This is a genomic window from Mesorhizobium sp. P2_A12 (genome assembly GCF_056405075.1).
Map to the genome: position 1 here is coordinate 1 of NZ_JBFUCU010000036.1, position 25,444 is coordinate 25,444.

The 25,444-nt window shown below is 59.5% G+C and carries 26 protein-coding genes and 3 pseudogenes; 16 read left to right on the forward strand and 13 right to left on the reverse strand.

The window, feature by feature from the left end:
• A partial coding sequence (locus AC1DZU_RS33720; protein ID WP_477291548.1) for a sulfocyanin-like copper-binding protein occupies positions 1 to 324 on the forward strand: 324 nt, incomplete at its 5' end.
• Between the two features lie 120 nt (positions 325 to 444).
• Here AC1DZU_RS33720 and AC1DZU_RS33725 read toward each other — a convergent pair.
• From AC1DZU_RS33725 to AC1DZU_RS33735, 3 genes are all read right to left on the reverse strand, one after another.
• Positions 445 to 897, reverse strand: a complete 453-nt coding sequence (locus AC1DZU_RS33725) for a thermonuclease family protein (RefSeq protein WP_477291550.1) — start codon at positions 895 to 897, stop codon at positions 445 to 447.
• 312 nt (positions 898 to 1,209) lie between these two features.
• Positions 1,210 to 1,353 carry a hypothetical protein gene (locus AC1DZU_RS33730; RefSeq protein ID WP_477291552.1) on the reverse strand — a complete coding sequence of 48 codons (144 nt, stop codon included), beginning with the start codon at positions 1,351 to 1,353 and terminating at the stop codon, positions 1,210 to 1,212.
• Between the two features lie 899 nt (positions 1,354 to 2,252).
• Complete coding sequence (locus AC1DZU_RS33735) at positions 2,253 to 2,435, reverse strand: DUF3102 domain-containing protein (protein ID WP_477291554.1); 183 nt, start codon at positions 2,433 to 2,435, stop codon at positions 2,253 to 2,255.
• 26 nt (positions 2,436 to 2,461) lie between these two features.
• On the opposite strand from AC1DZU_RS33735, the pseudogene AC1DZU_RS33740 reads away from it, so the two are divergent.
• Positions 2,462 to 2,593: pseudogene (locus AC1DZU_RS33740) on the forward strand (nicotinate-nucleotide--dimethylbenzimidazole phosphoribosyltransferase); the annotation flags it as partial.
• A gap of 435 nt (positions 2,594 to 3,028) precedes the next feature.
• The gene (locus tag AC1DZU_RS33745; RefSeq protein WP_477291556.1) at positions 3,029 to 3,904 is read left to right on the forward strand and encodes a MurR/RpiR family transcriptional regulator; all 876 of its coding nucleotides are present in this window, start codon (positions 3,029 to 3,031) and stop codon (positions 3,902 to 3,904) included.
• 72 nt (positions 3,905 to 3,976) lie between these two features.
• Here AC1DZU_RS33745 and AC1DZU_RS33750 read toward each other — a convergent pair whose 3' ends face one another.
• The 3 genes from AC1DZU_RS33750 to iolD all read right to left on the reverse strand — a co-directional run bounded on the left by AC1DZU_RS33750 (position 3,977) and on the right by iolD (position 7,630).
• On the reverse strand, positions 3,977 to 4,792 hold the full coding sequence (locus AC1DZU_RS33750) for an SDR family oxidoreductase (RefSeq protein ID WP_477291558.1): 816 nt from the start codon (positions 4,790 to 4,792) through the stop codon (positions 3,977 to 3,979).
• A complete protein-coding gene (gene iolE, locus AC1DZU_RS33755; RefSeq protein ID WP_477291560.1) occupies positions 4,789 to 5,694 on the reverse strand; it encodes a myo-inosose-2 dehydratase in 906 nt (301 codons plus the stop codon). The genes AC1DZU_RS33750 and iolE overlap by 4 nt, the downstream gene beginning before the upstream one ends.
• 91 nt (positions 5,695 to 5,785) lie before the next feature.
• A complete protein-coding gene (iolD, locus tag AC1DZU_RS33760; protein WP_477291562.1) occupies positions 5,786 to 7,630 on the reverse strand; it encodes a 3D-(3,5/4)-trihydroxycyclohexane-1,2-dione acylhydrolase (decyclizing) in 1,845 nt (614 codons plus the stop codon).
• A gap of 108 nt (positions 7,631 to 7,738) precedes the next feature.
• Here iolD and iolG point away from each other — a divergent pair, with 108 nt between their 5' ends.
• The 9 genes from iolG (at position 7,739) to AC1DZU_RS33805 (ending at position 17,490) form a co-directional block, all read left to right on the forward strand.
• Complete coding sequence (iolG, locus tag AC1DZU_RS33765; RefSeq protein ID WP_477291564.1) at positions 7,739 to 8,758, forward strand: inositol 2-dehydrogenase; 1,020 nt, start codon at positions 7,739 to 7,741, stop codon at positions 8,756 to 8,758.
• Complete coding sequence (locus AC1DZU_RS33770; protein ID WP_477291566.1) at positions 8,751 to 10,187, forward strand: NAD-dependent succinate-semialdehyde dehydrogenase; 1,437 nt, start codon at positions 8,751 to 8,753, stop codon at positions 10,185 to 10,187. The genes iolG and AC1DZU_RS33770 overlap by 8 nt, the downstream gene beginning before the upstream one ends.
• 12 nt (positions 10,188 to 10,199) lie before the next feature.
• Entirely contained in the window at positions 10,200 to 11,012 is an 813-nt protein-coding gene (locus tag AC1DZU_RS33775; RefSeq protein ID WP_477291568.1) for an HpcH/HpaI aldolase family protein, read from the forward strand.
• Entirely contained in the window at positions 11,012 to 11,986 is a 975-nt protein-coding gene (locus AC1DZU_RS33780; protein WP_477291570.1) for a hydroxyacid dehydrogenase, read from the forward strand. The genes AC1DZU_RS33775 and AC1DZU_RS33780 overlap by 1 nt, the downstream gene beginning before the upstream one ends.
• Before the next feature lie 306 nt (positions 11,987 to 12,292).
• Positions 12,293 to 13,042 (forward strand): ATP-binding cassette domain-containing protein, encoded by a 750-nt coding sequence (locus AC1DZU_RS33785; RefSeq protein ID WP_477291572.1) that lies wholly within the window; start codon positions 12,293 to 12,295, stop codon positions 13,040 to 13,042.
• Positions 13,032 to 14,123 (forward strand): ABC transporter permease, encoded by a 1,092-nt coding sequence (locus AC1DZU_RS33790; RefSeq protein ID WP_477291574.1) that lies wholly within the window; start codon positions 13,032 to 13,034, stop codon positions 14,121 to 14,123. Before AC1DZU_RS33785 ends, AC1DZU_RS33790 begins: the two co-directional genes overlap by 11 nt.
• A 62-nt stretch (positions 14,124 to 14,185) precedes the next feature.
• The gene (locus AC1DZU_RS33795) at positions 14,186 to 15,190 is read left to right on the forward strand and encodes a substrate-binding domain-containing protein (protein WP_477291576.1); all 1,005 of its coding nucleotides are present in this window, start codon (positions 14,186 to 14,188) and stop codon (positions 15,188 to 15,190) included.
• A gap of 92 nt (positions 15,191 to 15,282) precedes the next feature.
• Complete coding sequence (locus AC1DZU_RS33800) at positions 15,283 to 16,407, forward strand: Gfo/Idh/MocA family protein (RefSeq protein ID WP_477291578.1); 1,125 nt, start codon at positions 15,283 to 15,285, stop codon at positions 16,405 to 16,407.
• A gap of 63 nt (positions 16,408 to 16,470) precedes the next feature.
• The gene (locus AC1DZU_RS33805) at positions 16,471 to 17,490 is read left to right on the forward strand and encodes a Gfo/Idh/MocA family oxidoreductase (RefSeq protein WP_477291580.1); all 1,020 of its coding nucleotides are present in this window, start codon (positions 16,471 to 16,473) and stop codon (positions 17,488 to 17,490) included.
• A gap of 279 nt (positions 17,491 to 17,769) precedes the next feature.
• Here the strand turns inward: AC1DZU_RS33805 and AC1DZU_RS33810 are convergent, their stop codons facing one another.
• Complete coding sequence (locus tag AC1DZU_RS33810; RefSeq protein WP_477291582.1) at positions 17,770 to 18,447, reverse strand: HD domain-containing protein; 678 nt, start codon at positions 18,445 to 18,447, stop codon at positions 17,770 to 17,772.
• A 143-nt stretch (positions 18,448 to 18,590) separates the two neighbouring features.
• Positions 18,591 to 19,277: a DJ-1/PfpI family protein gene (locus tag AC1DZU_RS33815; RefSeq protein WP_477291584.1), complete on the reverse strand. Its 687-nt coding sequence runs from the start codon at positions 19,275 to 19,277 to the stop codon at positions 18,591 to 18,593.
• 72 nt (positions 19,278 to 19,349) lie between these two features.
• Here AC1DZU_RS33815 and AC1DZU_RS33820 point away from each other — a divergent pair, with 72 nt between their 5' ends.
• Entirely contained in the window at positions 19,350 to 20,285 is a 936-nt protein-coding gene (locus AC1DZU_RS33820; protein WP_477291586.1) for a GlxA family transcriptional regulator, read from the forward strand.
• 125 nt (positions 20,286 to 20,410) lie between these two features.
• On the opposite strand, the gene AC1DZU_RS33825 is transcribed toward AC1DZU_RS33820, so the two are convergent.
• Entirely contained in the window at positions 20,411 to 20,785 is a 375-nt protein-coding gene (locus AC1DZU_RS33825; protein WP_477291588.1) for a nuclear transport factor 2 family protein, read from the reverse strand.
• A gap of 152 nt (positions 20,786 to 20,937) precedes the next feature.
• On the opposite strand from AC1DZU_RS33825, the gene AC1DZU_RS33830 reads away from it, so the two are divergent.
• Entirely contained in the window at positions 20,938 to 21,540 is a 603-nt protein-coding gene (locus AC1DZU_RS33830) for a TetR/AcrR family transcriptional regulator (RefSeq protein ID WP_477291590.1), read from the forward strand.
• 157 nt (positions 21,541 to 21,697) lie between these two features.
• Here the strand turns inward: AC1DZU_RS33830 and AC1DZU_RS33835 are convergent, their stop codons facing one another.
• The 4 genes from AC1DZU_RS33835 to AC1DZU_RS33850 all read right to left on the reverse strand — a co-directional run bounded on the left by AC1DZU_RS33835 (position 21,698) and on the right by AC1DZU_RS33850 (position 23,301).
• A complete protein-coding gene (locus AC1DZU_RS33835) occupies positions 21,698 to 21,991 on the reverse strand; it encodes a hypothetical protein (RefSeq protein ID WP_477291592.1) in 294 nt (97 codons plus the stop codon).
• A gap of 54 nt (positions 21,992 to 22,045) precedes the next feature.
• Complete coding sequence (locus AC1DZU_RS33840) at positions 22,046 to 22,420, reverse strand: hypothetical protein (RefSeq protein ID WP_477291594.1); 375 nt, start codon at positions 22,418 to 22,420, stop codon at positions 22,046 to 22,048.
• Between the two features lie 250 nt (positions 22,421 to 22,670).
• A complete protein-coding gene (locus AC1DZU_RS33845; RefSeq protein ID WP_477291596.1) occupies positions 22,671 to 22,853 on the reverse strand; it encodes a hypothetical protein in 183 nt (60 codons plus the stop codon).
• A gap of 85 nt (positions 22,854 to 22,938) precedes the next feature.
• Complete coding sequence (locus AC1DZU_RS33850; protein ID WP_477291598.1) at positions 22,939 to 23,301, reverse strand: VOC family protein; 363 nt, start codon at positions 23,299 to 23,301, stop codon at positions 22,939 to 22,941.
• 70 nt (positions 23,302 to 23,371) lie between these two features.
• Here AC1DZU_RS33850 and AC1DZU_RS33855 point away from each other — a divergent pair.
• Both AC1DZU_RS33855 and AC1DZU_RS33860 read left to right on the forward strand, forming a co-directional pair.
• Positions 23,372 to 23,467 (forward strand): annotated as a pseudogene (locus tag AC1DZU_RS33855) (IS5/IS1182 family transposase); the annotation flags it as partial.
• Positions 23,468 to 25,260: 1,793 nt separating this feature from the next.
• A pseudogene (locus AC1DZU_RS33860) lies at positions 25,261 to 25,444 on the forward strand (type I secretion system permease/ATPase); the annotation flags it as partial.

Genomic DNA, 25,444 nt, shown 5'->3' on the forward strand with positions numbered 1-25,444 from the left:
GGCGACCATATGGGGATCAAGGCTTCCCCGGGTGCGGTGAAGGCCGGCGAGGTCACATTCAAAGTGAAGAATGACTCCAAGGACACCATTCACGAGATGATCGTGATGTACCTTGCCGCGCCCGGCAAGCTGCTTCCTTACCTTGAGGCCGCGAACCGGGTCGACGAAGACAAGTCCGGAGATAAGGGCGAGGTGTCGGAACTCGATCCCGGCATATCAGGCACATTGACCGTCGATCTGAAGGCTGGAAAATACCTGCTTATCTGCAACGTGCCGGGTCACTATGGAGCTGGCATGTGGACCGAATTCACAGTTGAACCATAAGAATGAGCGCCTCTTCACCTGAGTCGTGATCTCCTCGATCTGCGCCTTGTCGCCGATCTCCTTGGCCATAGCCCGTGCCTTGGAGGAGCGTATATGTCAGCGCACTGGGGCGATGGGCAGCTATCGGCGTCCACCCCGTCTATATTCGCCGGGATCCATAAAGTTCCCTGCCCACAAGTTACGTTTGGCAATGCGGGCTTCGCGTTCTTCGGCAAGGTATCGAGGCGCTTGTTTGTCGGCCACCGCCAATCCGTGTTTCACCAGGTCGCGTCCCAGATCGATGCCTCCCACGAAGCAGACGCCGACTTCGTTGTCATAGCGGTCCTTGCCTTCGATGGTGCAGGATACATCCCCTCCGGCAATGAGATGGCGAATGTGGTCACGCGCATACCTGCCGCAGGGCCAGATCTTGTCAGCGGCATCAAAACACGCCTGCGAAAGTTCGGGGGCATCGATACCAAGCAACTGAACTCGTTTCTTGTCATGCCACAGCGTGTCGCCGTCATGAGCAAACCAATGCTCTCCTGCGGACACGATGCCACACGTGAGCAAGAAGGCGAGAGCGAGGGTCAACCTACACATCGGTCATCCGCTTCCCCTGCTGAGAGCCCGCGCCACTTGCGGGAGGCGCAGGCCGATCGGTAGCCGGTGAAAGATCCCGATCTTAAGGCAGTGATGGGGTGAGCATCACTTGCCGCAAGCAAAAATAGTTAGAGATCGCTAATGTTCCGTCAAGCCGGTTTGGTTCGATCGAAAGTCGGCTTCCAGTCGCAGTTCCGCTCCCTCATCTGGCCTTCGTAGTCAGGAATGACAAGTGCAGAACACCGGGCGCCGATCGCGGCCGGCAGCCTTGCAATCCGAGCAGCCGAATAGCCGGACAAGATCCTAGTGCATTGAACCATGATCAGGCCCGAGCTTGTCTATTAGCGCTTGAATGTCGAGCTTGGTCGATTTGCAGCACGCCGGGTGCGCGCAGTTCACATACATGGTTTCGCGGGCGGCCAGGGTGTCGGCGAGGGTCTTGGGCATGGCGATCTCCGTTGAAGGGGTCGCCGCAACGGGAGGATTATATTCCTGAGTCAGCTTCGCTTGCCATCAGCCTCAGGTTGCGTGAAGCTGAAAAATGGTCAAAGTCTTGCTTTTCCTCGGGGGGCTCGCGATCCTTTTGGTCAGTTCCCGTCAGGTGTTCCTAACGTTTCGCGACGGTTCATTTCGGGCTCGCGGCAATCGACTGATCCTACGCAACGCACACCCCATAGTCTTCTGGATGAATTTCGTTGGGCTAGTGCTTTTCGGCGTTGTCGGTGTCGCGTTGATTTGTTGGCTATTGCTTACTTGAGAGCCCCGCCAGCGCGCGTTTCCGCAGGCCGCGAAGCGCCCTGCGCGTCCTGGCGCTTCCCTGTGGCCGCGTGCCACCGCAAGTTCGTTACCCTGCTCTCTCTCGTTCCAGCAAGCTGACGTATTCCGTATCAAAGGCCTCAATGTTCTTCCGCTCAATTCTCCGGAGATAGAGATACGGCAGCGCAAACGCCAAAATCATACTTATGCCGATCGCACCCGCCATGTGACTGCCACCTCCAAGCCAACAAAAAACAGCAACCACACTGCCGGCTATCGCCGCCTCCGCCACACTAGCCCAGAAAGGATCAAATCTGGGCGGCGGTGCAACGGAGTCCGCCCGTTGTCTGGCCTCGAAGCTAATGCGTGCAGCATCCAATCTGACAATTCCCGATTATCGACGCTGAAATGACCGGTGCAGGGGTGCTTGGGTGATGCGAACCTCACCAAGCCCAATGTAATATTAAATCGGGAAGGCTCGCTTTGTCGTTAAGGGATTGCCTGTCGCCGACGGCTGTGGACTACCTGTGGATAACTCACTCGGGCATTGTGCAGGGGCTCACCAGCGCGCGTTTGCGCCGGCTGTTCTCCTATGCCGCTAACTCTTCCCGTACGTGCTGGCGCCCGCCTTTGGCCAGCGCCATGCACTGCCGGGCCATGCCGGGCGAAAGCCCTTCCTGCTTGTCGAGCCATAGGCCGAAATGACCATGTGGCAATGACGCTTTCACCTCAAGCAGGCGCCGGCCGATTGCGAGCTTCTGGTCGAGGGACATGTGCCCGCCTGGCACCGCCCGCGAAGAAGATCGGCCTGACACCACTCTTCGATCTGGGGATTGGCGAGGGGGAGGGCACGGGCGCCGCACTCGCCGCCAGCATGGTCAAGGCGGCTGCGCTGATCCATTCAGGGATGCTCGCGGCGCTGCCAGCATGACTTTGCGCACGCATCTCGGTCGTAGTGTTTAATTTTGCAGACGCTCAAAAAGAAGACGTCTCCGGCGTTGGACGTCGCGGCTGCACGAACAGCCGACGTGGTCAGCGAACCAATCTGCCGTGCCCTCTCGAGGTTCGCAGCATGCGTCTCGCCGCACCTCGATGCGCAGTTGGAGATGTCTCGCGAGGGCAGCCACTACAAGCGCCATATTGAAGCGTCTCCGCCGTCTGCACACGTTCCGGTGGGGTTGGAGACGGTACCGCTCCGATCTTGGTTGCAGCATTCAACCGAATAAGCGTCGCGGCTGACATCGGCTATTGCTGCATACCTCCGCGCTCGAAGTTTCTCGGCCCCGCTGCAATGTTGCGGCGGATTTAGCTAGCGGAATCAACGCCAATACGTCATGGTGCAATGAATATTGCGAAAGATTGAGACATGAAACCGACCGCTAAAGCGCCGAGAGACTACGAAGAACTAATCCGGCTCATCCACGATAGATATGACGAAATGAGCAAATCGTACCAGAAGATCGCTCTCTATCTCACGCAGAACCCAAACGACGTCGCAGTCAGGTCCGTGAATTCGATCGGGGATAGCAGCGGGGTGCACGCATCGAGCTTCGTGCGCTTTGCGCAGGCGCTCGGTTATGAGGGCTTCAAAGAGCTTCAGTCTCTGTTCCAGAAGCGACTGTCGACCGCCGCCCCCGGTTTTGAGGCTCGTGTGAAGGCACTGGAAAAGGAGCTTGGTGGGCGGATCGACAAAAGCGAATATGGCTTCATGCAAGATCTCGTCGTGCGAGACATCGCCTCCCTTCAGGACCTCCTGAGTGGAATCCATCCGGATCGTCTGAGCGAAGCGGTAGACCTGCTCGAAGAGGCGGACGTCATCTACCTCCTCGGCCAACTGCGCTCGGCGCCGGTGGTCGAGCTTCTCCGCTACATTTTGACGATGCTGGGTAAACGTTGCGTCCTGCTGGATGCCGGTGGCGGATTGGCGACCCATATGGCGCGGGCGATGCGGACGACCGACGTGTTGTTCGCCGTGTCTTTCCGGTTCTACGCCAACGAGGTCGTGAACGTGGTGGAAGAGGCGGCTCAGCGCGGCGTGCCTATCGTGGCAATATCAGACAGCACTCTTTCGCCTCTCGCGAAGAGCGCGCGGGTGTTATTCGCGGTGCCCGAGCACGAATATACGTTCTCGCGCTCGCTTGCCGCTCCGATGTGCCTCGCGCAAGCCGTCACCTTAGGCTTGGCGGCGCGCCTTCAAAAAGATCCGCTCAATCCTCGTATTCCCACGGTCACAACTCAGTAGCTGCCTCGGCGCTTTGCGCAGTTCTTCAAGACAATTGGTTTTTCTCCGTCTCCGCTTCGGCGGTTCATGGCTTCAGAGCGCCATCGCCTTCTCAGGAACGGCCATGGGGCCTGGTGCGGCTCCAAGCACGGTCTGGTCGTAATCCACAACAGCACCCGTCATCAGCCCGGCATCGTCCGAAACGAGGAAGTTTACCGCCCGAGCGGCTTCGCGGGGGTCGATCAGGCGTCCGAACGGCAGGTTTGCAACGGCTTTGGCTTCCCAGTCAGGATCGCCTTTCTCGCTCGCCTGCAATTCCCGCTCATGATCGGACGCCATCCAGCCGATATCCAGCTGATTGACGCGGATGCGGTTCTTCATGACCGAAAACGCCGTGTTGCGGGTCAGCGTCGCCAGTGCCGCCTTGGTGGCACAGTAGACGTTGATAAACGGCTGGCCGGCCTGCTGTGAGATCGAGCCGATGTTGCAGATAGCACCCTCGATGCCATTGCGGATCATGTGCCGTATGGTTTCCTGCATGAGGAAGTAAGGTCCGCGCACATTCACGGCGAACAGGGCGTCGAACAATTCTGGCGACGTGTCGAGGATCGTGCCCCGGTCCGTTCGGGCACCGGCGTTGACCAGCACGTCGATCCTACCGAAAACGCGCTCCGCTTCCGCGATCACGCGGCGGCAATCCTCGACATTTCCAAGATCGGCGTTGACATAGTGCACAGGCACGCCCGTGGCGTGTGAAACGTCGGCGGCCACCGCGCGGCCCTTGGTTTCGTTGCGGCCAAGTGTGACAAGGCCCGCCGCTCCGGCTTGCGCCAGCTGGCGAGCGATAGCAGCGCCCAGTCCCTGCGTCGATCCGGTAACGACGCAGATCTTACCATCCATCCGGTTCATGCCTTGTCCTCCACTGTGTAGCCAGCCGCAGCCATCACGCGCAGCAATTCCTTGTGACCGATCTTCGCCATTTCGAGCGGCGGGCTTTTGATGGGATCCTGCTCGGCTTCAACGACGAACCAGCCTTCGTAGCCGTGGCTCGCCAAGCGCTTGACGATCGCCTCGAAGTCGAGTGAACCGTCGCCGGGCACCGTGAAGGCACCCTTGATCACGGCGTCCAGGAAGCTTTCCCGCGACCGGTCGAGGGCATCGACGACGTCCTGCCGGATGTCCTTGGTGTGAACGTGTGAGATCCGCGCGTGGTGACGGTCGATGACACGCAGTACGTCGCCGCCGGCGAAAGCCATGTGGCCGGCATCGAAGAGCAGGGGCAGCGCCTCGCCCGAGTGCCTCATGAGGAGATCCACCTCGGCTTCCGTCTCGATGGGCGCCGCCATGTGGTGGTGATAGGAAATGGGCATCCCTTCTCCGGCGCACCATTCCGCGAAAGCTGTTAGCTTGCGTCCGTAGGCTTTGACCTCGTCTTCGGTAAGACGTCGCTTGGAAGCAAGCGGCGCAAGACGGTCACCTTGGATCGATCCCGCCGTCTCCCCGTAGACGATGCATGGCGCGCCCACTGCCTTGAACAGCCGCAGCTGTTGGCCAATCCTCTCTTTTTCGGTTTCAAAGTCGCCGTCGAGCAGCAGGCCTGAGAACCAGCCTCCACATACGCTCATGCCCTGCTTCTGCAGGATCGGAATGAGGATCTCGGCATCCATCGGAAAGCGCCGGCCCGTTTCCATGCCGGTGAATCCCGCGCTGCGCGCTTGTGACAGACATTCCTCCAAGGACACGTCGTCACTGAGTTCAGGAAGGTCGTCGTTCCACCACGCAATCGGTGCGATCCCGAGTCTCGCTTTCATCTCTTGCTCCGAGTTGGATTGGCTCCGGCGACGCGGAGCAGGGAGGCCACCCCGCGTCGCTGGCTGCAATGCCCCGTACGGGGCAGCAGCGTTAAACGCCGACGCGCTGTTTCCGGCGGCCGTCTTCCTGGGCTTTGTGCGCGGCGCGCACCTCGGCCCGCTCGCTGACCTGCGGCACACCGACGTCCCACCACGCGTCGCCGGGTGTCCAGGTGTAGCCATCGGAGACGATGGTGATGACCGTGGTGCGATCCGTCCCTTTGGCCCACTCCACAGCCTGGCCGAGATCCGCAAGGCTCTCAACCCGCCGCGTCAGGGCGCCCATGGCCTCGGCGTGCTTGGCGAAGTCGACCGAGAACGGTTCCTTGACCCGGCAATCCTTGATCATGTTGTTGAAGGACGCGCCGCCCTTGGCGTTCTGGAGCCGGTTGATCACCGCATAGCCGCCATTGTCACAGACGATCAGGATCATCTTGTGGCCGGCGAGAACCGATGAGTAGATGTCGGAATTCATCATCATGTAGGTGCCGTCGCCGATCATCACGATCGGCGTGCGGCTCGGATCCGCCATCGCCGCACCCCATCCGGCGGCGATCTCATAGCCCATGCAGGAAAATCCGAACTCGCAGTCGAACGTGTTCGGCTCTTTCACACGCCAGTTCTTCATGACTTCCCCGGGCAGCCCGCCTGCCGCGGTGATCAGCAGATCCCGCTCGCCGGCCTTCGCGTTGACCACGCCAACGACCTGCGCGTAGGTCGGAACCGGGTCATTCGTGGGCTTCTGGAAACCGTCGAGCGCAGTGTTCCACTTGGCAAACTCGACCTTGCCCTTTTCGGTCCAACGGCTGTCAACCTTCCAGTCACCAAGCGCGGCCTCGACCTCGTTGATGGTTTCCAATGCATCGCCGACCACGGCAAGAGCCCGGTGCTTTGTGGCATCCCAGCGTGCGGCGTTGATTGAGACGAACTTGGCGTCGGGGCTGAATGCGCTCCACGATCCCGTCGTGAAGTCCATGAGCCGCGTGCCGACGGCCAGGATCACATCGGCTTCACCCGCAAGCGCGTTCGCCGATGTCGAGCCGACGATACCGATCGGCCCGACATGGGCGGGATGGTCGTGCGTCACGGTGCCCTTGCCGGCAATGGTCTCAGCGAGCGGAATGCCGCGCGCTTCGGCGAACTTCGCGAGAGCGGCCTCCGCACCGGAATAACGCACGCCGCCGCCCGAAATGATCAGCGGACGCTTGGCCGTCTTGAGAAGACGCACCGCCTCTTCGAGGCGCGCGCGATCCGGCCGGGGGCGCGGAATCGCATGGACCGTGGGTTCGAAGAAGGACTCGGGATAATCCCACGCTATTTCCTGCACATCTTGGGGGAGGGCGATGAAAGCCGGCCCGCAGTCGGCCGGATCAAGCAGAACCGCGACCGCCTGGGGCAGCGAGGAGATGATCTGTTCGGGATGGACGATACGGTCCCAGTAGCGGGTCACCGCCTTGAATGCGTCGTTGACGTTGATTGTGGGATCGCTGAAGTGCTCGACCTGCTGCATCACCGGATCTGGCCGGCGGCTGACAAAGGTATCGCCGGCAATCATCAGCACTGGAAGCCGATTTGAATGGGCGACGCCCGCAGCGGTTATCATGTTCAGAGCGCCCGGGCCGATAGAGGTGGCGGCGACCATAATCTGGCGCCGGCGCTTCGCCTTCGCGAACCCTATAGCAGCCAGTGCCATGGACTGCTCATTCTGGCCGCGCCATGTGGGAAGGACGTCCTGCGCGGCCTCCAGGGCCTCGGACAGGCAGGTGACGTTGCCGTGACCGAAAATGGCGAACACGCCCGCAAACAGCGGAACCTTGCTGCCGTCGACGACGGTGAATTGATTGCTCAAATAGCGCACAAGCGCCTGCGTCATGGTCAGACGAATGGTCTTCGTCATCGCTTCCTCCCTGGCGAATTTCCGTTGTCCAGACTTTTACGGAATAGCCATTGACAAATCAACCTCTTTGCAACGATCATTGCAAAAATATTGTTGCGGAGGAATTCAATGCTGAAAATTGGCGTGCTCGGTTGCGGGCGCATCGGGCGCATGCATGCCGCCAACATCGCTGCTCATCCACGAACGAAACTCGCTGCGGTCTACGACGTCAATCGCGCCGCGGCCGACGAAGTGGCAGCTTTGCTCGCGGTTCCCGCGTTGGACTCGGCCGACGCCATGTTTGATACGAGCGATGTGGACGCCGTCTTGATCGCCACGGCGACCGATACCCATGTCGACTACATCGAGCGGGCAGTTGCCGCCGGAAAGCCGGTGTTGTGCGAGAAGCCTATCGATCTCGACCTGAAGCGCGTCGATCGCTGCGCGGCCAATATCCGTGGAAGCAAACTGCCTATCATGATTGGCTTCGTCCGCCGCTTCGACCCTGGGCATGCCGCGGTGAGAGCTGCAATCGAAGGTGGGGAGCTCGGCGAGCTTCACCAGGTGATCATCACGTCGCGGGATCCTGGCATGGCGCCAGCTGCCTACATACGCGTCTCCGGCGGCATATTTCGCGACATGACAATCCACGATTTTGACATGGCTCGCTTCATGCTCGGTGAAGAGCCCGTTGAGGTCTTTGCGACCGGCAGCCGGCTGGTCGACCCCGACCTGATGGCCGAGACGAATGACTGGGATACGGTGACCGTGGTTTTGAGCACCGCCAGCGGCAAGCAGTGCATCATCAACAACTCACGACGGGCAGTCTATGGATACGATCAGCGCGTCGAGGCTTTCGGATCTGCCGGCATGGCAATTTCCGAGAACCGCCGCGCGCATGAGGCGCGTATCTATGCCGATGGGCTGACCGATCGGGCGCAGCCCTACCTTCATTTCTTCATCGAGCGTTACAGGGAAGCATTCAACGCTGAAATCGACGACTTCGTCGACGCAATCGAAAACGGACGCCAGCCGTCGGTCGTCTTCGAGGATGGACGCCTTGCACTGGTTCTCGCCGAGGCCGCGATGAAATCTGTCGCTGAGCGTCGCGTGGTCAACACCAGCGAGATCGGTGCCGGCAATGTATGACAAATACGGACTTTTCATCGACGGTGAATGGCGCGCCGCTTCCGACGGAGGCACGGCGACGGTAGACAGTCCCGTCACCGAACGTTCACTTGGCGAAGCGCCGACGGCGACGCTGGAAGATGCGCAGGCTGCCTTGGTGGCGGCCGAACGTGGCCTTGGCGCCTGGCGGGCAAAGAGCGCGTTCGAGCGCGCGGATGCACTTCACGCCATCGCCGACGAAATGGGCCGGCGGCAGGACGAAGCCGCTCGGATAATTACGTTGGAGACTGGCAAGCCCATCGCGCAATCCGGACGCGAGTGGGTGCTAGCGACGGATCAGTTCCGCTGGTATGCCGAAGAGGCTCGACGCATTTACGGCCGCATCATCGAGAGCCGTGTCCCCGGAGGTCGCCTCGAAGTGCTGCACGAGCCGATCGGCGTCGTGGCGGCCTTTACGGCATGGAATTTTCCGGCAGCGCTCGTCGCCCGCAAGATCGCTCCAGCGCTCGCCGCCGGGTGTTCGGCCATCCTTCGGCCTTCAAGCCAGACGCCAGGCGTCGCGATGGTGATGATCGACTGCCTGCGCGCGGGCAGGCTGCCCCCCGGCACGGTCGGCCTTCTCGTCGGGTCGACGGCCACGACCTACGTGCCGCTGATGGCATCGGCGCTTGTGCGCAAGGTGTCGCTGACCGGGTCTACACGGGTCGGGCAGCAAATGCTGCGCGACGCAGCCGATACGGTGAAGAAGGTGTCGATGGAGCTAGGCGGTAACGCACCCCTCATCGTCTTCGACGACGCGGACATCGAAAGCGCGCTCAACGTGTCCGTGCCCACGAAATACGCCAATGCTGGGCAGGTCTGCGTCACCCCGGACCGCTTCTTCATTCACGAAAGGGTCCATGATGCTTTCGTCGATGGTTTCGTTGCGCGGGCCAAGGCCCTGAAGCTGGGCGATGGTCTCGACCCGACGGTGCAGATGGGCCCGCTGATCAATGCCAGGAGGCTCGACGAAATCGAAAAAATCGTCGCCGACGCCGAAAAGGCCGGCGCCAGGATTGCCGCGGGCGGCCGGCGCTCGCCAGCCTTCAATTCCGGCCATTTCTTCGAGCCGACGGTTCTTACCGATGTTGCTGACGACATGACCGTGTTTGCCGAGGAGAATTTTGGTCCGGTGGCAGCTATCAGCCGTTTCTCGTCCGAAGAGGAGGTCCTGGGTCGGGCAAACGCCTCGAAGATGGGACTTTCAGCCTATGCCTTCACCCGGGATGCGGGGCGCGCTCGCAGAGTTGTCGCGACGCTCAAGGCCGGGATGGTCGGCATCAACAGCTTTGCGCTCGCGGCTTCCGAGGCGCCGTTTGGCGGCACCAACCATTCCGGCATGGGCCGGGAGGGCGGCGCCGAAGGTATCCGGGACTACCTCGATACTAAGCTGGCTCAGGTTGTATTCTAAAGGGGTCGTCGCATGATCAAGAACAGGCTCAAACAGCTCTGGGCCGAAGGGAAGCCGACCATCAACGGCTGGCTTTCAATCGGCAACAGTTTCACCGCCGAGATCATGGCGGCGCAAGGCTACGACAGCATCGGCGTCGATCTCCAGCATGGAGTGCTCGACTACAACGGCCTGTTGCCAATGCTGCAGGCGATGCGGGCCTCCGCCACGGTGCCACTCGTCAGGGTGCCTTGGCTGGAGCCGGGCATCATCATGAAAGTGCTCGATGCGGGTGCTTATGGCGTCATCTGTCCGATGGTGAATACAGCCGAACAGGCGGCCGAGTTTGTCAGCTGCCTGCGCTATCCGCCGCTGGGCAACCGAAGCTTCGGCCCGACACGTGCGAATTTCGCGGCCGGTGCCAATTATGCTTCGGAAGCGAATGCCGAGATACTTGCTTTTGCCATGGTTGAAACCGCCGAGGCGATGGACAACCTCGACGCGATCGCCTCGACCCCGGGGCTTGACGGGATCTACGTTGGCCCGGCCGATCTGACCCTCGGCATGACCCAAGGCCGGCTGCCGCCTGCCTTCGACCGCGAAGAGCCGGAGATGATCGAGGCCATCCAGCGCATCGTGGCGGCCTGCAAAAAAACCGGCATAGCCGCGGCATTGCACTGCGGAACTCCGGCCTACGCGGCGCGCGCGATCGGGTGGGGCTACAACATGACCACCGTCTCCAATGACGTACGCATGCTGGCCGGTGCGGCGGAAGCGAACGTCAATATGTTCAGGGAACTCACGGGCGGATCAAGCGTCAACGCCGGTTCCAAGGGAGGGTATTGATGCCGCATGTTCTGATTGCCGGGAAGCTCCATCCGGCTGGAATTTCCTTGCTCGAGCAGGCCGCAGGCATCACCTACGATTACGTGGAGGAAGTCTCCGAGCCAAGTTATGCGCCGCTGATCGACAAGGCCGATGGGCTGGTGATCCGCACACAGCCTCTCTCGGCCTCGACCGTCGACATGGCGCGCAGGCTCCGGATCGTGTCCCGTCATGGTGTTGGCTACGACTCTGTCGATTTGCCGTCCCTCAACAAGCGCGGCATCACGCTCGCTGTCGTCGGAGACGTCAATTCCATATCTGTCGCAGAGCACGCCATGATGATGCTCCTTGCCTGCGCCAAGCATTCGGTGCGCGGGGACCGATCGGTTCGCGAGGGTGCCTGGAATTGGCGAAACAGGCTGGAAGCTTCGGAACTGGCCGGCAAGCGTCTGCTGATTCTTGGATACGGCCGCATCGGCCGGCATCTCGCGAAGATGGCGGCTGCCTTTTCCATGGAAATCGCCGCCTACGATCCGTATCTCGAGAAAATTGGATGGCCGGATGGCCCTGCTAAAGCCGTCTCCGATCTGGCGTCGGCCCTTCAATGGGCGGATGCGATTTCCGTGCATGCACCCAAGGGTGACGCTCCTGTGATCGGCGAGCGCGAGTTCTCTCTTATGAAGCCGGGAGCCTGGCTCGTGAACACCGCGCGCGGCGGCGTAGTCGACGAAAGGGCACTTCTCGCAGCCCTTGAGTCCGGCAAGGTGGCGGCAGCTGGCCTGGATGTGTTCGATGAGGAACCACCCTCTGCCGACAATCCGCTCCTGTCCTGCGATCAGGTGATCCTGTCACCCCATATTGCCGGCCTCACCGCCGAATGCGGTGAACGGATGGCCGTGTCGGCGGTGCGCAACGTGCTCGATTTCTTCGAGAGCAGGATCAACCCAGCGCTCGTCGTCAACGGCAAAGAGCTGGAGGCCAAAGCGCGTCGTTGAACAGCCATTGATAATCTTGGCAGCTGAACAAATACCGTAGCCGCTCCCAAAGCCTTCCCATTCCGGAGTAACAAGAAACGTTGCAACAGGGGATGCTGGGATCTCCGGCAATCGTCCGATTTTGATTTCCCCCAAAGCGGCACAAAAGAAATATCTTATCAAAAACAGTTAGTTAATCGATATAGAAAATAGTTGTTGCAAATTAAGAATCTCTGCAATAAACATTGTTGCACAAGAACTTCATACGCAATTTCCGTTGCAGAATGAGGCGAGGCGAGACTCCAAGAGCCGCCGGTCCATGGGAGGATGAACCACGTGTCTTTGCTTGAAGTGCAGGGCGTCGGCAAAAGCTTCGGAGCAATCCGCGCGCTGTCAGACGTCAGCTTTTCGATCGAGCCCGGTGAAGTGGCCGGCCTGATGGGCGACAACGGCGCTGGCAAGTCAACGATGGTCAAACTGATTTCCGGAAATTTCCCCCCGAGCGAAGGCGAGATCAGGGTCGACGGCAAGGCCTGCCACTTCCACAAGCCAATCGATGCGCGCGCGGAGGGGATCGAGGTCGTGTATCAGGATCTCGCTCTGGCGGACAATCTGACCGCCGCCCAGAACGTGTTTTTGGGCCGAGAACTCAAGAAGGGCGTATGGCCTTTCCGGATCCTCGACAAACAGGCGATGATCGATCGTTCTGCGGAGCTGTTCGGCGAACTCAAGTCGGAAACTAGGCCACGCGACCTTGTAAAGAAAATGTCTGGCGGTCAGCGCCAGGCTGTCGCGATTGCGCGAACTCGTTTGTCCAATGCCAAGCTCGTGCTGATGGACGAACCGACCGCTGCAATTTCCGTACGCCAGGTCGCTGAGGTCCTGGAATTGATCAGGCGCATGAAAGCCCGCGGTGTTGCGGTGATCCTGATCAGCCACCGCATGCCGGACGTTTTTGCCGTGTGCGACCGCATCGTCGTTCTCCGGCGCGGCACGAAGGTTGCCGATAAGCCAACTGATCAGACCTCTCCGGAAGAAATCACCGGACTAATCACGGGAGCGATCCGTGCAGCCTAGTCAACCCCAAACCGTGGAAGATGGCCATGCTTCGATTGCCGACGTCGTCGGTATCGTGGAGCAATCCGCATTTCAAAAGCTGAAGACCAGCCAGGCCTTCTGGGTCTCGGTCGCGCTCTTCGTCCTTGTCGTATTCATGAGCGTATTGGAACCGAGTTTCGGCACAGCCGAGAACGCAACCAACATCACCCGCAATTTCGCGCCAATCGCCATCATGGGGCTCGGCATGACCGTGGTCCTGATCACGGGTGGGATCGACCTCTCGGTGGGATCCGTCATGGGGCTCGTCGCCATCGTCGCCGGTGTGCTCCTGACCGCTCACTATTCATGGTACGTGGCCTTTAGCGCGGGCCTTCTCGCCGGTATCGCCTGCGGCTCGTTCAACGGGTTTTTCGTCGCCTATATCGGCATGCCGTCCTTCGTTGTCACGCTCGGCATGCTGTCGGTCGCACGCTCGCTGGCGGTGGTGCTGTCGGGCAACCAGATGCTCTATCAGTTTGGACCCGACGCGCCGATCGTAAAGGCCATCGGCCAGGCAAAGTGGCCCATACACTCGCCGGACGGCTGGGTTCCTTACTGGATACCGCAGTTCTCGTCCCACTTCTGGGTAATGGTGGTTATGACGCTCGCACTCGGCTGGGTGTTCATCTTCACCGCATGGGCGCGCCATCTTTTCGCAATCGGCGGTAATGAGACCGCGGCGCGCATGACGGGCGTTCCCGTCGATAAGATCAAATTCCAAGCCTACGTGTTCTCGTCCTTTTGCGCCTCGATCGCATCCCTGCTCCTGCTCGGTTACAGCGGCTCAGCGATCAACGCGGTGGGAACAGGGTACGAGTTGCGCGTCATCGCCGGCACCGTCATTGGTGGCGCCAGCCTGATGGGTGGCTACGGCACCGCGTTTGGCGCGGTTATCGGATCGGCCTTCCTCGAGGTCGTCCGCAACGCGCTGCTGATGGCAGGCATCGATTCCAACTGGCAGGGTGCCTTCGTCGGCATCTTCATCATTCTCGCCGTGCTTCTTGGCATGGGGACGTCCGGCAGATCGCTGAAGTCCTTTTTCATCATCAAGCGCGGCTAGAGCTCTGCCGGCCTAGGCCGGTGGAAAACCCTGAGGTGAACACAACAAACGGAGGAACTTTGATGAAGAAATATCTTTTGGGGGCTGCGGTAGCAGCATCCGCCCTGATGGCGGGACAGGCCTACGCCCAGCAGAAATATGTATTCGCGCTTGTGCCGAAGAACATGAACAACCCGTATTTCGATCAGGCGCGTGATGGCTGCAAGAAGGCAGAAGCCGAGTCCAAAGGCGCATTCGAGTGCATGTACATCGGACCCGGCGAACACGGTGGCGGTGAGGAGCAGGTTCAGATCGTGCAGGATCTGGTCGCCAAGAAGGTCGATGGTATCGCCGTCGCGCCTGCGAACGCGGCCGCGATGGCCGTCGCGCTGCAAGCTGCCAAGGAAGCAGGTATTCCTGTGTTGACCTGGGACGCGGACGTGCTGCCCGAGAACAAGGACCTGCGCGCCGCCTATGTCGGGACGCACAACTACGAGATCGGTGTGAACCTCGCCAAGATCGTGCAGACGATCAAGCCGAAAGGGGGCACCATCTGCATCCAGTCCGGTGGCGCGGCCGCGGCAAACCACAACGAGCGCATGCAGGGCATCCGCGACACGCTCTCCGGGACCAAGTCAGCCGCCTCGCCGGGCGATCCTTTGACCGGCCAGAACGGCTGGACCGAGGCGCCAGGCTGCCCGCTGTATACCAACGACGATTTCCCATTGTCGGTACAGCAGTTCCAGGACTTCATGGCGAAGATGCCGAACCTGGACGCATTCGTGCCGACCGGCGGCTTCCCGCAATTTGTGCCGGACGCCAACCGCGCCGCGGTCGAGCCGTACAAGGACAAGATCGCCAAGAAGGAATTGGCGCTGGTCGTTGCCGACACCTTGCCCACGCAGATTGAACAGATGAAGGAAGGATATTCCCTCGGCCAGGTCGGTCAGCGTCCCTTCGAAATGGGCTACAAGACCATGCTCGCGTTCAAGGACATGAAGGACGGCAAGCCGGCTCCGACGGATCCGACCTACACCGGACTTGACGTCTGCACGCCGGAGACGGCCGACACCTGCATCGCGAAGTAACCAGGAAAGGAGGCGGGAGAAATCTCGCCTCCCGCTCCCATGGACGGTCCTCGACGGGCCGTTCCGAACTTGCACCTTATGAGCTTGAAAGCATGACAGTCAGACCTGAGCTGCGCATTGGCATGATCGGCTCCGGCTTCATGGGCAAGACCCACGTGTTCGGCTTCGCAACCGCACAACGTGTTTTCGATCTGCCGTTTGAGATCGTCCTTCACACCATCGCCGACCGCTCTGACGATATGGCGGCCCAAGCATCGCAAGCGCTAGGCTTTGCCCGGTCGAGCGGCGACTGGCGCACGCTCATTTCAGATCCCGAAATCGATGTGATAGACATCACCGCCCCGAATGCCTTTCACAAGGAAATGGCACTCGCAGCCATCGCCGCCGGCAAACACGTCTACTGTGAAAAGCCCCTCGCACCGCTGGCGAGCGACGCATGGGAAATGGCTGAAGCGGCCAAACAGGCTGGGGTGCGCACGCAGGTCGGCTTCAACTATCTTTGCAACCCGATGCTGTGCTTGGCGCGTGAGATGATCCGGAACGGAGAGCTTGGCGAGATCCGGAGCTACCGCGGCATCCATGCCGAGGACTATATGGCGGATCCGGAAAGCCAGTTCACGTTCCGCCACGATCCAGTTGGCGGAGGTGCGGTTGCGGACCTTGGAAGCCATGCGCTTGCCACGGCCGAGTATCTTGTCGGCCCAATAACACGGGTGTTGGGCGATTGCGTCACAGTAATCGGTGCGCGCCCCGATGGCGCCGGTGGTAGGCGTGATGTGCAAGTCGACGACCTGTCCCGGATGTTCGTTCGATTCGACAATGGCGCATCGGGCTCAATCGAAGCCAGCTGGATTGCCACGGGGCGCAAGATGCAGCACGATTTCGAAGTGTATGGCACTAACGGCGCGCTGGTCTTCACCCAGGAACGTTTTAACGAACTGCACTTCTACAGTGCCGCGGATCAGGCCGGACGTCGTGGATTCAGGCGTATCGAAGCCGGTCCGGACCATGACCCGTACGGACTGTTCTGTGTCGCCCCCGGACATCAGCTGGGTTTCAATGACCTCAAGGCCATTGAGATTGCGAACTTCGTGAAAGCCATATCCGGACAGGGGCCGGAACCGATGAATTTCCAATCCGGCGCGCGTATCCAGGCCCTTGTTGAGGACGTACATAGGTCCTCCGCCGGCGGAGTGTGGATCGACGTCAGCGAGTAACGCCAAATCGACTCCGAAATTCAACCACCCGCTCGGTAGCAGCGACAGCCATTGGAGCCCTTTATGTCAATTCGCCTTGCCGTGATTGGCGCCGGAATCATGGGTAGTGACCATGCTCGCATTTTCGCGGAAGAATTGCCGGGATCTACTTTGCAGGTGATCTGCGACGCATCGGAGCAGCGGGCGCGGAGTTTGGCGGAAAGAGTCGGCGCAGTACACGTGCTGACCGACCCGGAAGCCGCAATTGCGCGCCACGATGTCGACGCGGTCGTGATCGCGAGCCCGGATTTTACCCACGCACCACTGTCGCTGGCTAGCCTTCGTGCCGGCAAGCCGAGTCTATGTGAAAAGCCATTGTCGCAGTCTTCGAAGGAATGTCTGCAGGTCATGGAAAATGAGATCGCCGTTAACCTTCGTTTGGTCCAGGTCGGTTTCATGCGGCGCTTCGATCAGTCTTACACCGAGATGAAAGCCGCGGTGGACGGCGGGAGCCTCGGTCGAGCACTGATGATGCACAACTTTCATCGCAACGTGGAAACCCCGCAGGCCGACTTTACCGCCGCGATGGCAATTACGAATTCAGCTCCGCATGAATTCGACGTCGCGCGCTTCGTGCTTGGTGTCGAATACAGCTTCATCTCGGCTTTCCAGCCGCTTCGTTCAGATTCGAAGGTCGCTCCGGTTTTTATGGTCTTGGAAACATCGGAAGGCCAACTGGTCAACATCGAGATCAACAACAACGCATCCTATGGTTATGATGTGCGTGGGGAGCTGGTAGGCGAGAAAGGCGCGACATCGCTCAGCGCGCTGTCTTTTGCGACGGTCGATTCTGGCTTGGAGCACGTCACGCGTTACGAAAGCGATTGGAGAGGGCGCTATGCCGAGGCCTATCGCCGTCAGAACCGCGCCTTCCTGAAATTCGTGCAAACCGGCCAGTTCCCCGCGATCGCCGCGAATGCCTGGGATGGATACTGTGCTGCCATCGCTGCCGAAGCAGGGGTGTGCGCTCTAGCCCAAAATCGAAGGGTTACGGTTGAAATGGAAAGCCAACCTGCCTTCTACCAGAGTGGCGATCACAACTGAAATCGGCTGGGCCAAAGGCCGTTTCTGGTGCAAACGGAAACGACAAACGGACTTCCGGCCCGAAAGGCGACATCAGAACATCTGCTCAGTCGCACAAAGATGTGTGCTGATTTCCGAGCGCCGCAGACCTTGCCCTCCTCGTTAAAGCGGTTCGGCGTTTTAACGGAATCGCCGAACCGCTCTAACTCTCTGTTTTTACGCAAACTTGGGCGAAAAACCACTGCACACCTTTCCTGGAACTGCTCTCGCTGAGCCGCCCGTAGGCCATAGCCATGCCGGCTACTCGGCAAACGGCGATCTATGCAGCAAGTCGACCGACGAGCGGTCGCGCGTATATCCCGGGACATATTTCGAGGCAAAGTCGGCGATGAAATTGTCTCTCGTAGTATCCGGATGGTTCCTTGCAATGTCACAGAGGCAAGTCGTCAGATGTTTTTTCATCCCAAGGCGAGGATAGGCTGACAGGATCACGTCCTTGTTGTCGTCGCTCAGTTCATCGTAACCGAAGCCACCATAGTCACACCCGATACCACTGATGCAGCATGCAATGTCGACCCCTTTGTATCGGGCAATCGACCCCGTGGTGTGCAAGGCGATAGCGTCCCATATCGTGTCTGCGCGCCGCTCTCCCATCTTGTGGCAAAGGGCGAAGTCGCGGCCAGCATCTGCTCCGATAACCTCGAATCGACGGTCCGGAGCGCCACCGCGCGAAAGACCGAGATCATGCAAAAGCACCGCGACGGCAACCAGTTCCGCGTCCGGGGCGAGCACGCGCTTCTGGGCAAGCTTGGCGCCATAAAGCCAGGAACGCACCACGTGATTGAAGAGCCAAGGCAATGACTCAGCTTGCGCAGCCTCATAAGCATCCCGTACGGCGCGACTGTCGGGCAACGCAAGATCCAATGTCCGGCCGACTGCCAGTGCATCAAGGAAGTCAGGCTTGTCCAGACCGCTCATCTCGGACTCCATGTGTTTTGCGGACGGTTATGTCCGTTCCCGTCGGGTCAAGAGACTGGCGCCACAATGCCCAGGCCGAGGATCCGGCGCCTGTGTTCCTGCCTCGGCTACAAAGGCGTGGCGCCCACACATACCTGAACACCTTACGCCTGACGGGCCGCCGCCCAGCCTTCAAGACGTGCCCGCCGTTGCGCCCGGTTCATCGCGTTGCGCGCGTTCACGGCTTCCAGAATTTCAGGCGACGCCGTGTCCGGGCGGCCCGCATTGAAGGGCGGTTGGGGCGCGTACTCGAGGCCGAGCTGCACCATTTCGGCTACCCGTTGGCCGCTTAGCTCGGCGATGAGGGCCAGGACAAAATCGATACCTGCCGTGACGCCGCCGCCGGACAGGATATTGCCATCCCGGACGATGCGGCTGTCGTCGACGATGGCCCCAAAGATCGGCAGCAGGTCCCGCCACGCCCAATGGCAAGCCGCCCGGCGACCCACGAGGAAGCCAGCAGCTCCGAGGATGAGCGAGCCAGAGCATACAGACGTCAGATAGCGAGCGGTCGCCCCCAGCCGGATGATGTCATTCAGGTAAAGCTCGCTTTCGATAGCAGCGAGGCAGCCACCGCCGCCCGGCACCAGAAGGACGTCACAGGACTCGATGGCGGCAAGGTCGTCCAGGTTCGAGAAGGTGAGACGGTCCGCCGTGATCGGTTGGCCGCCCAGCGACGCTACCCGGACGTCCAGGTCGGGCGTGCGGGAAAGAAACTGGTGCGGACCGGTGAAGTCAAGTTGGGTTACGCCATCGTACACCGGCATCACCACAATGATTGGCTGTGACATCGCTTGCCTCCTGAGGAGAAACTACGATGCGAGGGCTTTGACCTAAAGGTCAAACTTCCCTATCATTCGGCCATGAAAAGGCTCGGCTTCTACATTTCTTCGGGGTTTCAGATGCTCGACTTCGCTGGTCCGGCCGGCGCGTTCGAGGCGGCAAATGGCGAGATTGGACGTCCGGCCTACGAGGTCCATATCGTGGCGGCCGGAGTTGGGGATGTGGCCAACAGCCTTGGCATCTCCACAACCGCCGCCGCACTCGACGACGGCATGTTCGATACTTTGATCGTCGTGGGGGGACGGATCGACCCGACGGTTCCCGCAGAGGCTTTGAACGGAATAGTCGAAGCTGCGGGGCGGTCCCGCCGCGTTGCGAGCGTCTGCACCGGGGCATTCACCCTGGCGGCGGCTGGATTGTTGGACAGGCGGCGAGCGACAACCCACTGGCGACACGCCGCGCGGCTCCAGCGCGACTATCCCGCCATACGCGTCGAGGCCGACCGCATCTTCTGCAAGGACGGCAATGTCTGGACGTCGGCCGGCATCACGGCCGGCATCGATCTTGCCTTGGCCCTCATCGAGGAAGATCACGGCTTTGCCGTAGCCAAAGCCGTGGCCCAGTATCTGGTTGTCTACCATCGTCGCCATGGCGGGCAGTCGCAATTCGCCGCGTCGATCGATCTTGCGCCAAAGAGCGATCGGATCGCCGCTGCCTTAGGTCACGCGCGGGATCACATTGCTGAGGACCTTCCTGTCGAGCGCCTGGCGGAGGTGGCCGGTATGAGCCTGCGCCAGTTCAGCCGGACATTCCGGGCGCAGACCGGCACCACGCCTGCGCGTGTCGTGGAACGGCTTCGCGCGGATCTGGCAAGAGGCCGCATAGAGGCAACAGCGGAACCTGTCGAACGCATCGCGGAGGCAGTGGGCTTTGGAGATGCCGAGAACATGAGGCGGGCATTTATCCGGATCTACGGGCGGCCACCCCAATCCATCAGACGGTCCGCTCGGAACTGAGCTCCTCAAGGGTGCCCTGGCACGAGCGCGGCAGTGTATGAAGACCTTCAACGACCAACGTCCAAACCGCTCCAACGAGAAGTTCCGGGGACCGAATCTCGCTGCCGACGCCGCCGGGGCGCGCCTTACGGCTCAATGAACATGCTGTTCCCGTTGGCGCTCTGCGCGGCCGGAACCTCTTCCTGCAAAACGTCCCAATGTTCGGCGATCTTGCCGTTGGCGACCCGAAAGACGTCGACCGCAATCATGGGCTTCGGTCCCCACCCGGTATAGCGGCCGTGAATGCTGACGTAATCGCCGTCCGCAATGACCAGGCCGGGTTCGTATTTGAAACCTGGCGACAGGCTTCCCAGCAGCGCCTTGATCGCTGCCGGTCCATTTGGAATCTGCGGATTGTGCTGGCGATAATCGGCGCTAAACAGGCGATCGATTACAGCGGGATCGCGTTGGATGAAGACGCCCCTGATCCCCTCAAGAACAAGCGCCTTGTTGGCTTCCACCGTGTTTGAGGTCGTCATACAGTCGTGCTCCGTCCGCGGCCGGGACTTGCCAGTCCCCAACTCGTCAAGTAAAGGTGCATAGGTACAGATCGGTTCTTTTATAGGTACCGATCTGTCCCTTTGTCAATCGACGCCGCAGAGAAAATGCAAGCATGAGCATGACTAAAGGACGGCGAGGCGCGCCGCGTCGGGATGAGCCTTCCGCACGCGCCCGCCTGGTCGAAACCGCGACCGAGCTCTTCTATCAGGAAGGAATTCGCGCCGTCGGCATCGACGCGGTCGTGGCGCGCTCGGGGGTGTCCAAGTCTTCCCTCTACCGCACCTTCGCCTCGAAGGATGATCTGATCGCGGCCTTTGCGGAAAGCGAGGACCTACGGTTTTGGCAATGGTGGGACGAAACTGTGGAACGCCACGCCGATGCGCCGTCGCGACAGGTGAGAGCGCTGCTTGAAGGCATTGGCGATCAGATCGCAAGCCCGCATTTCCGGGGTTGCCCGTTCATCAACCTGGCCAACGAGTTTCCGGATCGTCAACACCCGGGCACGGCCGTTGCTTGCGCCAACAAGCAGGAAATGCGCGAACGCCTGCGCGCGATCGCTCGCGCTCTCGGCGCACGCAATCCGCAAAGGCTTGGGGATCAACTTGCGCTGCTGATCGACGGCGCATATGGCCACGCCGTCACCCTTGGACCCGATGGCTTGAGACGCGAACTGATCGACACGGCAAAGGTGCTGATCGACGCCCAGACCCGCTAACCTCGACAGTTGCGACGGCTTTATTTGGCTCAGCAGCCATGCGCCGGCCGCGCCAGCACGAAATCATGCTCGACGTCCCAGAAAGGATTGTCGAACTCATAATCCCTGGCGCGCTTCGGATCATCGATCCGCTTGAATTCGGCCAGCAGGCTTTCTTTCAGTCAGCAGAGGTCCTGAACCCAGCGTCGGCATTGATGTCGATATCAGCCAGATGCTCGCGAATGGTGGCAACGGTGTCATCCATGCCTTGGGCGAAGTCATGGATTTGTTGTGCGGCGATGTCAGTTTTGTTCGGAGTAGCCTTGATGCCGTTGGACATCTCCGAGACACTTTTGATTATGCGGTCTCGGTCCGGGTGCCTGGCAATGAGCTGGGCGACAAGTGCTTGCAGTACAAAGATCGATCCTGACGATTGGATGGGTCCGAAGTTGGAAAACTTCTGAGTGGGCATTTCTGTAATCCTCCCTAATTCGCGGCACCATCAAACCACGGTATCGGCGTTCTCTCAGGGGTGACGGTAAATTTTATATTTAGGCTTTATTTGGCGATAAGCCCGATTTGGGTAAAGGCTTTCATTTTGTATGAAATCGGAAATCCATATTCTACCGTCATAGATAGCCATGTGTCCGGAAAGATGCCCATCTATTCCTTGTATAACTACAACGTCTCCAGCAATTGGCATGGTTGTATTTGTCTCAACAAATCCAGCGTTTGTTAGATTCCGTCCGTAATCTTTCGCGTCACCAGTTGGAACCAACGTTATGCCGCCACTTTCAATTGCCTCCCTTACGGATTTTGCACAATGACTTCTGCCATGACTTCCACCAGCACCAGCACGTCCTCGTGCAAAGGAAATAGCCTTATTTTTATCCCAAGACATAATAATGCTCCCGGCGTAAGCGGTATGAGCCTGGAGTAATTTACCCCAATACCGGCCCTTTGAAAATCGGACACGATGCAGCGCCACATTCCGCCATCGATCGCCGAAGTACCTTGCGTGTTCTCAGCCAACAAACGACGGTTGGCGAGCAAAGCTTTGGGAGATTGGCGAAATCGTCCGCGGATCGAAGCGAAGGAAGCCGAACAGCCGACCGTTCGCGGAACGTACAAAAAGAAGACAGCCTAGGCGGCTATCTGGCCTTTTCCTTGCGGACGATAGACAGCTTCGGTGCGTGGGCTTCCCGGATGATCTTGGCGGCTTCGGCTCTAGTGATGCCGACCTTGCGGGCATAGTAGTCGGCTTCCGCTTCAAGCCCACCCTCTAACGGCGCATCAATCGCCTGCTTGGCCCTCTGCTTCGCCTTCTTGCCCATAAGGTGAATCATAGCACATCGCGGGGCTTGGCTGAATGGTGGCTTCTGAGGTCGCAAAATTTCAAACTAGAATTCTCCCCAAGTCTTAGTCCGCCTTGCGGAAAGAACGGCTGGTCACTTGGATATTATTTCCGCAAGGGTCTTTGCCGTTCGCATAGGAATATCCATCTGCGGGGTGTAGGGAGCTAAAAACCAGCCCGTTGCGGGCACTCCTCTCGCAGAAGGCAGAAACGTCTTCAACATCAAACACCAATTTCACAGTGACCTGTCCAGTCTTCACACCCTTCGCGGCTGCATGGATCATTAGATTTGCTCCACCACTCTGTGCCACTAGCTCAACAATTCTGTCGCCAGGGAGGCGAAGCACTTTGAAACCAAAGTGCTTTTCGTAGAAGGCGACCGTCCCTTCCACGTCGCGGGCGTAAAGAATGAGCCGGGTTAGCGCCAAAGACATTGCGTCTTCCTTTTTTGCTCGCACTCTCAAAACCCCTCGGCCTTTAGACCATAATTACAGTCGCCGCTTGAAAGACTTCCGCCGCGTGGCGACGCGCTACGACCAAATCGCCCACAACCTTCTCGCCGCGGTCTGCATCGCAGCGACCATCAGCCACTAGTTATGAGTCCGGACCCTAAGATACTACCTTGCGCGCCCCCAACGACAGGCGGACTTTTGGTTTGCAACCAACCCCTTCGCCCCTCGTTGACCCTATGCTGGTTGATCCCAGCACTCCATAGCCTTGCCCGCTGCCGAAAGGTGGCGGGCTTTTTGTGCCCTAGGGAACCTGTTGCAGAGAGTGAAGTTTTGATCCTGCTCGGCGGTCACTCCCCGAGCGCCACCCCACTTCCCGCCATCGTTTCCCGGTGGCGGGCTCTTTTTATGTTTTAGACGCAACTAATGTTTCCCCAGAAAGTTACTCTCCGCCAGCTTAACGTCCCACGCTGGCGTCTTTGGAGCCCGTCACCCAGGTGGCGGGCTTTTTTGTGCGCGCGAGAAGGGAACCTGTTGCAGAAGATGAAGTTCTGATCTTGCTTGGTCCCCCTCAACCAGGCAGACGACGACCAAAGGCCCGTCACAGCTTCCGCCGTGGCGGGCTTTTCGCCATCATGGTCCGAGATCGAGCGGTTTGTGTCGGGGCGGTTCATGCCAAATGATTTGCCGAAGGTCCCGCATATCAACCAACTGGCCGCAGGTTGGGCAGGGATAGAAATTCTCCCGCTCGTCATCCGGTTCGCTCTTGTGGCGATGGCCGGGAATCGGCGGCCCGAGTTCGTTCAACTTTGTCATGGAGGCTCGAACCACCAACTGCGGGAAATGTTCCGGAACTATTTTAGCTAAAACTTATTTAAGAGAGCGAGTGGGGAGCGTATGCGTAGCGACCGCGAGCCAAGCAGCAAGATCGCATAGATAGCAGCCATGTCCGTAGATATGGGATCGGAAGCCCCCCCTGGAACACCGTCAGGAGGGTTTGGAACACCGTTGGAAGGGATGGCGCGTATGGACCGTTGGAAGGTCGTTGGACCCTGACCGGCCCTCTCTTCGGCTCCTACTTAGGTCGGCGGCATCCACGCCGTACTGCGATCACCTATTGGCGAGGCGATAGCCCTCGTCGGTCTTGGCTACGGGGCCTGCGGCAGTGAGGACGACAGGGGGTTCGTACAAAGTGGTGGCGGGGAAACGTGAAGTCCTGCGCAGCGCGGCGAAGGCATGGCGAGGGCGAGGTCGGCAAGTGCTGCCTACGCGCGCCTGCAGCAGGGTCTCGGACAATCGAACGACTTCTGCTTCTCCCCAGAAGTCTGATCCAGCGAATATATTGAAAGCAGAACACAGTTAGCAAATGAGCTGTCAATCCAAGAATTTCTGATGGCAGATATTTACAGAACAAATAGCTGTCAACCTTATTCGAACGGCTACTCCAAACTCTTACCTCGCCCTGAAGGATTACCATGAAGAAGGAACCTAATGCGAGTCGCTAGCTTATGGCGAGATGAGCACACGCGGCCGGCAACACCGACAATCTGGAGCCCCGCTGCAGATAGCCGTGGGAGAGGGCCCGCTAGACCTCGATGCGATTGCCGACGGTCATTTCGATGAAACGGCACGAGAGTTTTTCGAGGAGAGGGGCTTCGCGTTTGAATGATGGAGGGCCATGGACGGGAACATAGCACGGGTATGCTTTGGCCTCGCGATGTAGCCAAACGCATGCCGACTCGCAGGTCCGCCTAGCGTGACGCCTCGGCTCGCGCTTGCGGTCTTTACTATGGCTATCAAAAGAATCCCAACCGATAGCGTGGCAACCCCGTATGATATATAATGATTGTCTAATTTGACCGCTTGTCCCGGGGGGAGGCAATTTTGGGGATGTCCAGTTCTACAGGCAGGAAAGTGCTGTCGAGGAGTGTGGTCGAAATGGGCCTCTTCTCCGCGGTGATGAACACCCTGTTGTTAATTCTGCCTCTATACATGCTGCAGGTATATGATCGTGTTTTGCCCGCCGCCAATTTGGATACTCTCACGTACCTAACCTTGCTTGCGCTTTCGTCGCTTTTGCTATTCGGAGTGCTCGAAGTCGTGCGGGGCGTGTACGCAAGCC

What these genes read in the sequence shown, in the direction of transcription:
- AC1DZU_RS33840 (WP_477291594.1), bottom strand. Translation starts at nt 22,420, where the DNA reads ATGTCTTGGGATAAAAATAAGGCTATTTCCTTTGCACGAGGACGTGCT.
- AC1DZU_RS33810 (WP_477291582.1), bottom strand. Translation starts at nt 18,447, where the DNA reads ATGAGCGGTCTGGACAAGCCTGACTTCCTTGATGCACTGGCAGTCGGC.
- iolE (WP_477291560.1), bottom strand. Translation starts at nt 5,694, where the DNA reads ATGAAAGCGAGACTCGGGATCGCACCGATTGCGTGGTGGAACGACGAC.
- AC1DZU_RS33785 (WP_477291572.1), top strand. Translation starts at nt 12,293, where the DNA reads ATGAACCACGTGTCTTTGCTTGAAGTGCAGGGCGTCGGCAAAAGCTTC.
- AC1DZU_RS33830 (WP_477291590.1), top strand. Translation starts at nt 20,938, where the DNA reads ATGAGCATGACTAAAGGACGGCGAGGCGCGCCGCGTCGGGATGAGCCT.
- AC1DZU_RS33800 (WP_477291578.1), top strand. Translation starts at nt 15,283, where the DNA reads ATGACAGTCAGACCTGAGCTGCGCATTGGCATGATCGGCTCCGGCTTC.
- AC1DZU_RS33835 (WP_477291592.1), bottom strand. Translation starts at nt 21,991, where the DNA reads ATGCCCACTCAGAAGTTTTCCAACTTCGGACCCATCCAATCGTCAGGA.
- AC1DZU_RS33730 (WP_477291552.1), bottom strand. Translation starts at nt 1,353, where the DNA reads ATGCCCAAGACCCTCGCCGACACCCTGGCCGCCCGCGAAACCATGTAT.
- AC1DZU_RS33750 (WP_477291558.1), bottom strand. Translation starts at nt 4,792, where the DNA reads ATGAACCGGATGGATGGTAAGATCTGCGTCGTTACCGGATCGACGCAG.
- iolG (WP_477291564.1), top strand. Translation starts at nt 7,739, where the DNA reads ATGCTGAAAATTGGCGTGCTCGGTTGCGGGCGCATCGGGCGCATGCAT.
- AC1DZU_RS33745 (WP_477291556.1), top strand. Translation starts at nt 3,029, where the DNA reads ATGAAACCGACCGCTAAAGCGCCGAGAGACTACGAAGAACTAATCCGG.
- AC1DZU_RS33820 (WP_477291586.1), top strand. Translation starts at nt 19,350, where the DNA reads ATGAAAAGGCTCGGCTTCTACATTTCTTCGGGGTTTCAGATGCTCGAC.
- AC1DZU_RS33775 (WP_477291568.1), top strand. Translation starts at nt 10,200, where the DNA reads ATGATCAAGAACAGGCTCAAACAGCTCTGGGCCGAAGGGAAGCCGACC.
- iolD (WP_477291562.1), bottom strand. Translation starts at nt 7,630, where the DNA reads ATGACGAAGACCATTCGTCTGACCATGACGCAGGCGCTTGTGCGCTAT.
- AC1DZU_RS33845 (WP_477291596.1), bottom strand. Translation starts at nt 22,853, where the DNA reads ATGGGCAAGAAGGCGAAGCAGAGGGCCAAGCAGGCGATTGATGCGCCG.
- AC1DZU_RS33795 (WP_477291576.1), top strand. Translation starts at nt 14,186, where the DNA reads ATGAAGAAATATCTTTTGGGGGCTGCGGTAGCAGCATCCGCCCTGATG.
- AC1DZU_RS33805 (WP_477291580.1), top strand. Translation starts at nt 16,471, where the DNA reads ATGTCAATTCGCCTTGCCGTGATTGGCGCCGGAATCATGGGTAGTGAC.
- AC1DZU_RS33780 (WP_477291570.1), top strand. Translation starts at nt 11,012, where the DNA reads ATGCCGCATGTTCTGATTGCCGGGAAGCTCCATCCGGCTGGAATTTCC.
- AC1DZU_RS33735 (WP_477291554.1), bottom strand. Translation starts at nt 2,435, where the DNA reads ATGTCCCTCGACCAGAAGCTCGCAATCGGCCGGCGCCTGCTTGAGGTG.
- AC1DZU_RS33815 (WP_477291584.1), bottom strand. Translation starts at nt 19,277, where the DNA reads ATGTCACAGCCAATCATTGTGGTGATGCCGGTGTACGATGGCGTAACC.
- AC1DZU_RS33770 (WP_477291566.1), top strand. Translation starts at nt 8,751, where the DNA reads ATGTATGACAAATACGGACTTTTCATCGACGGTGAATGGCGCGCCGCT.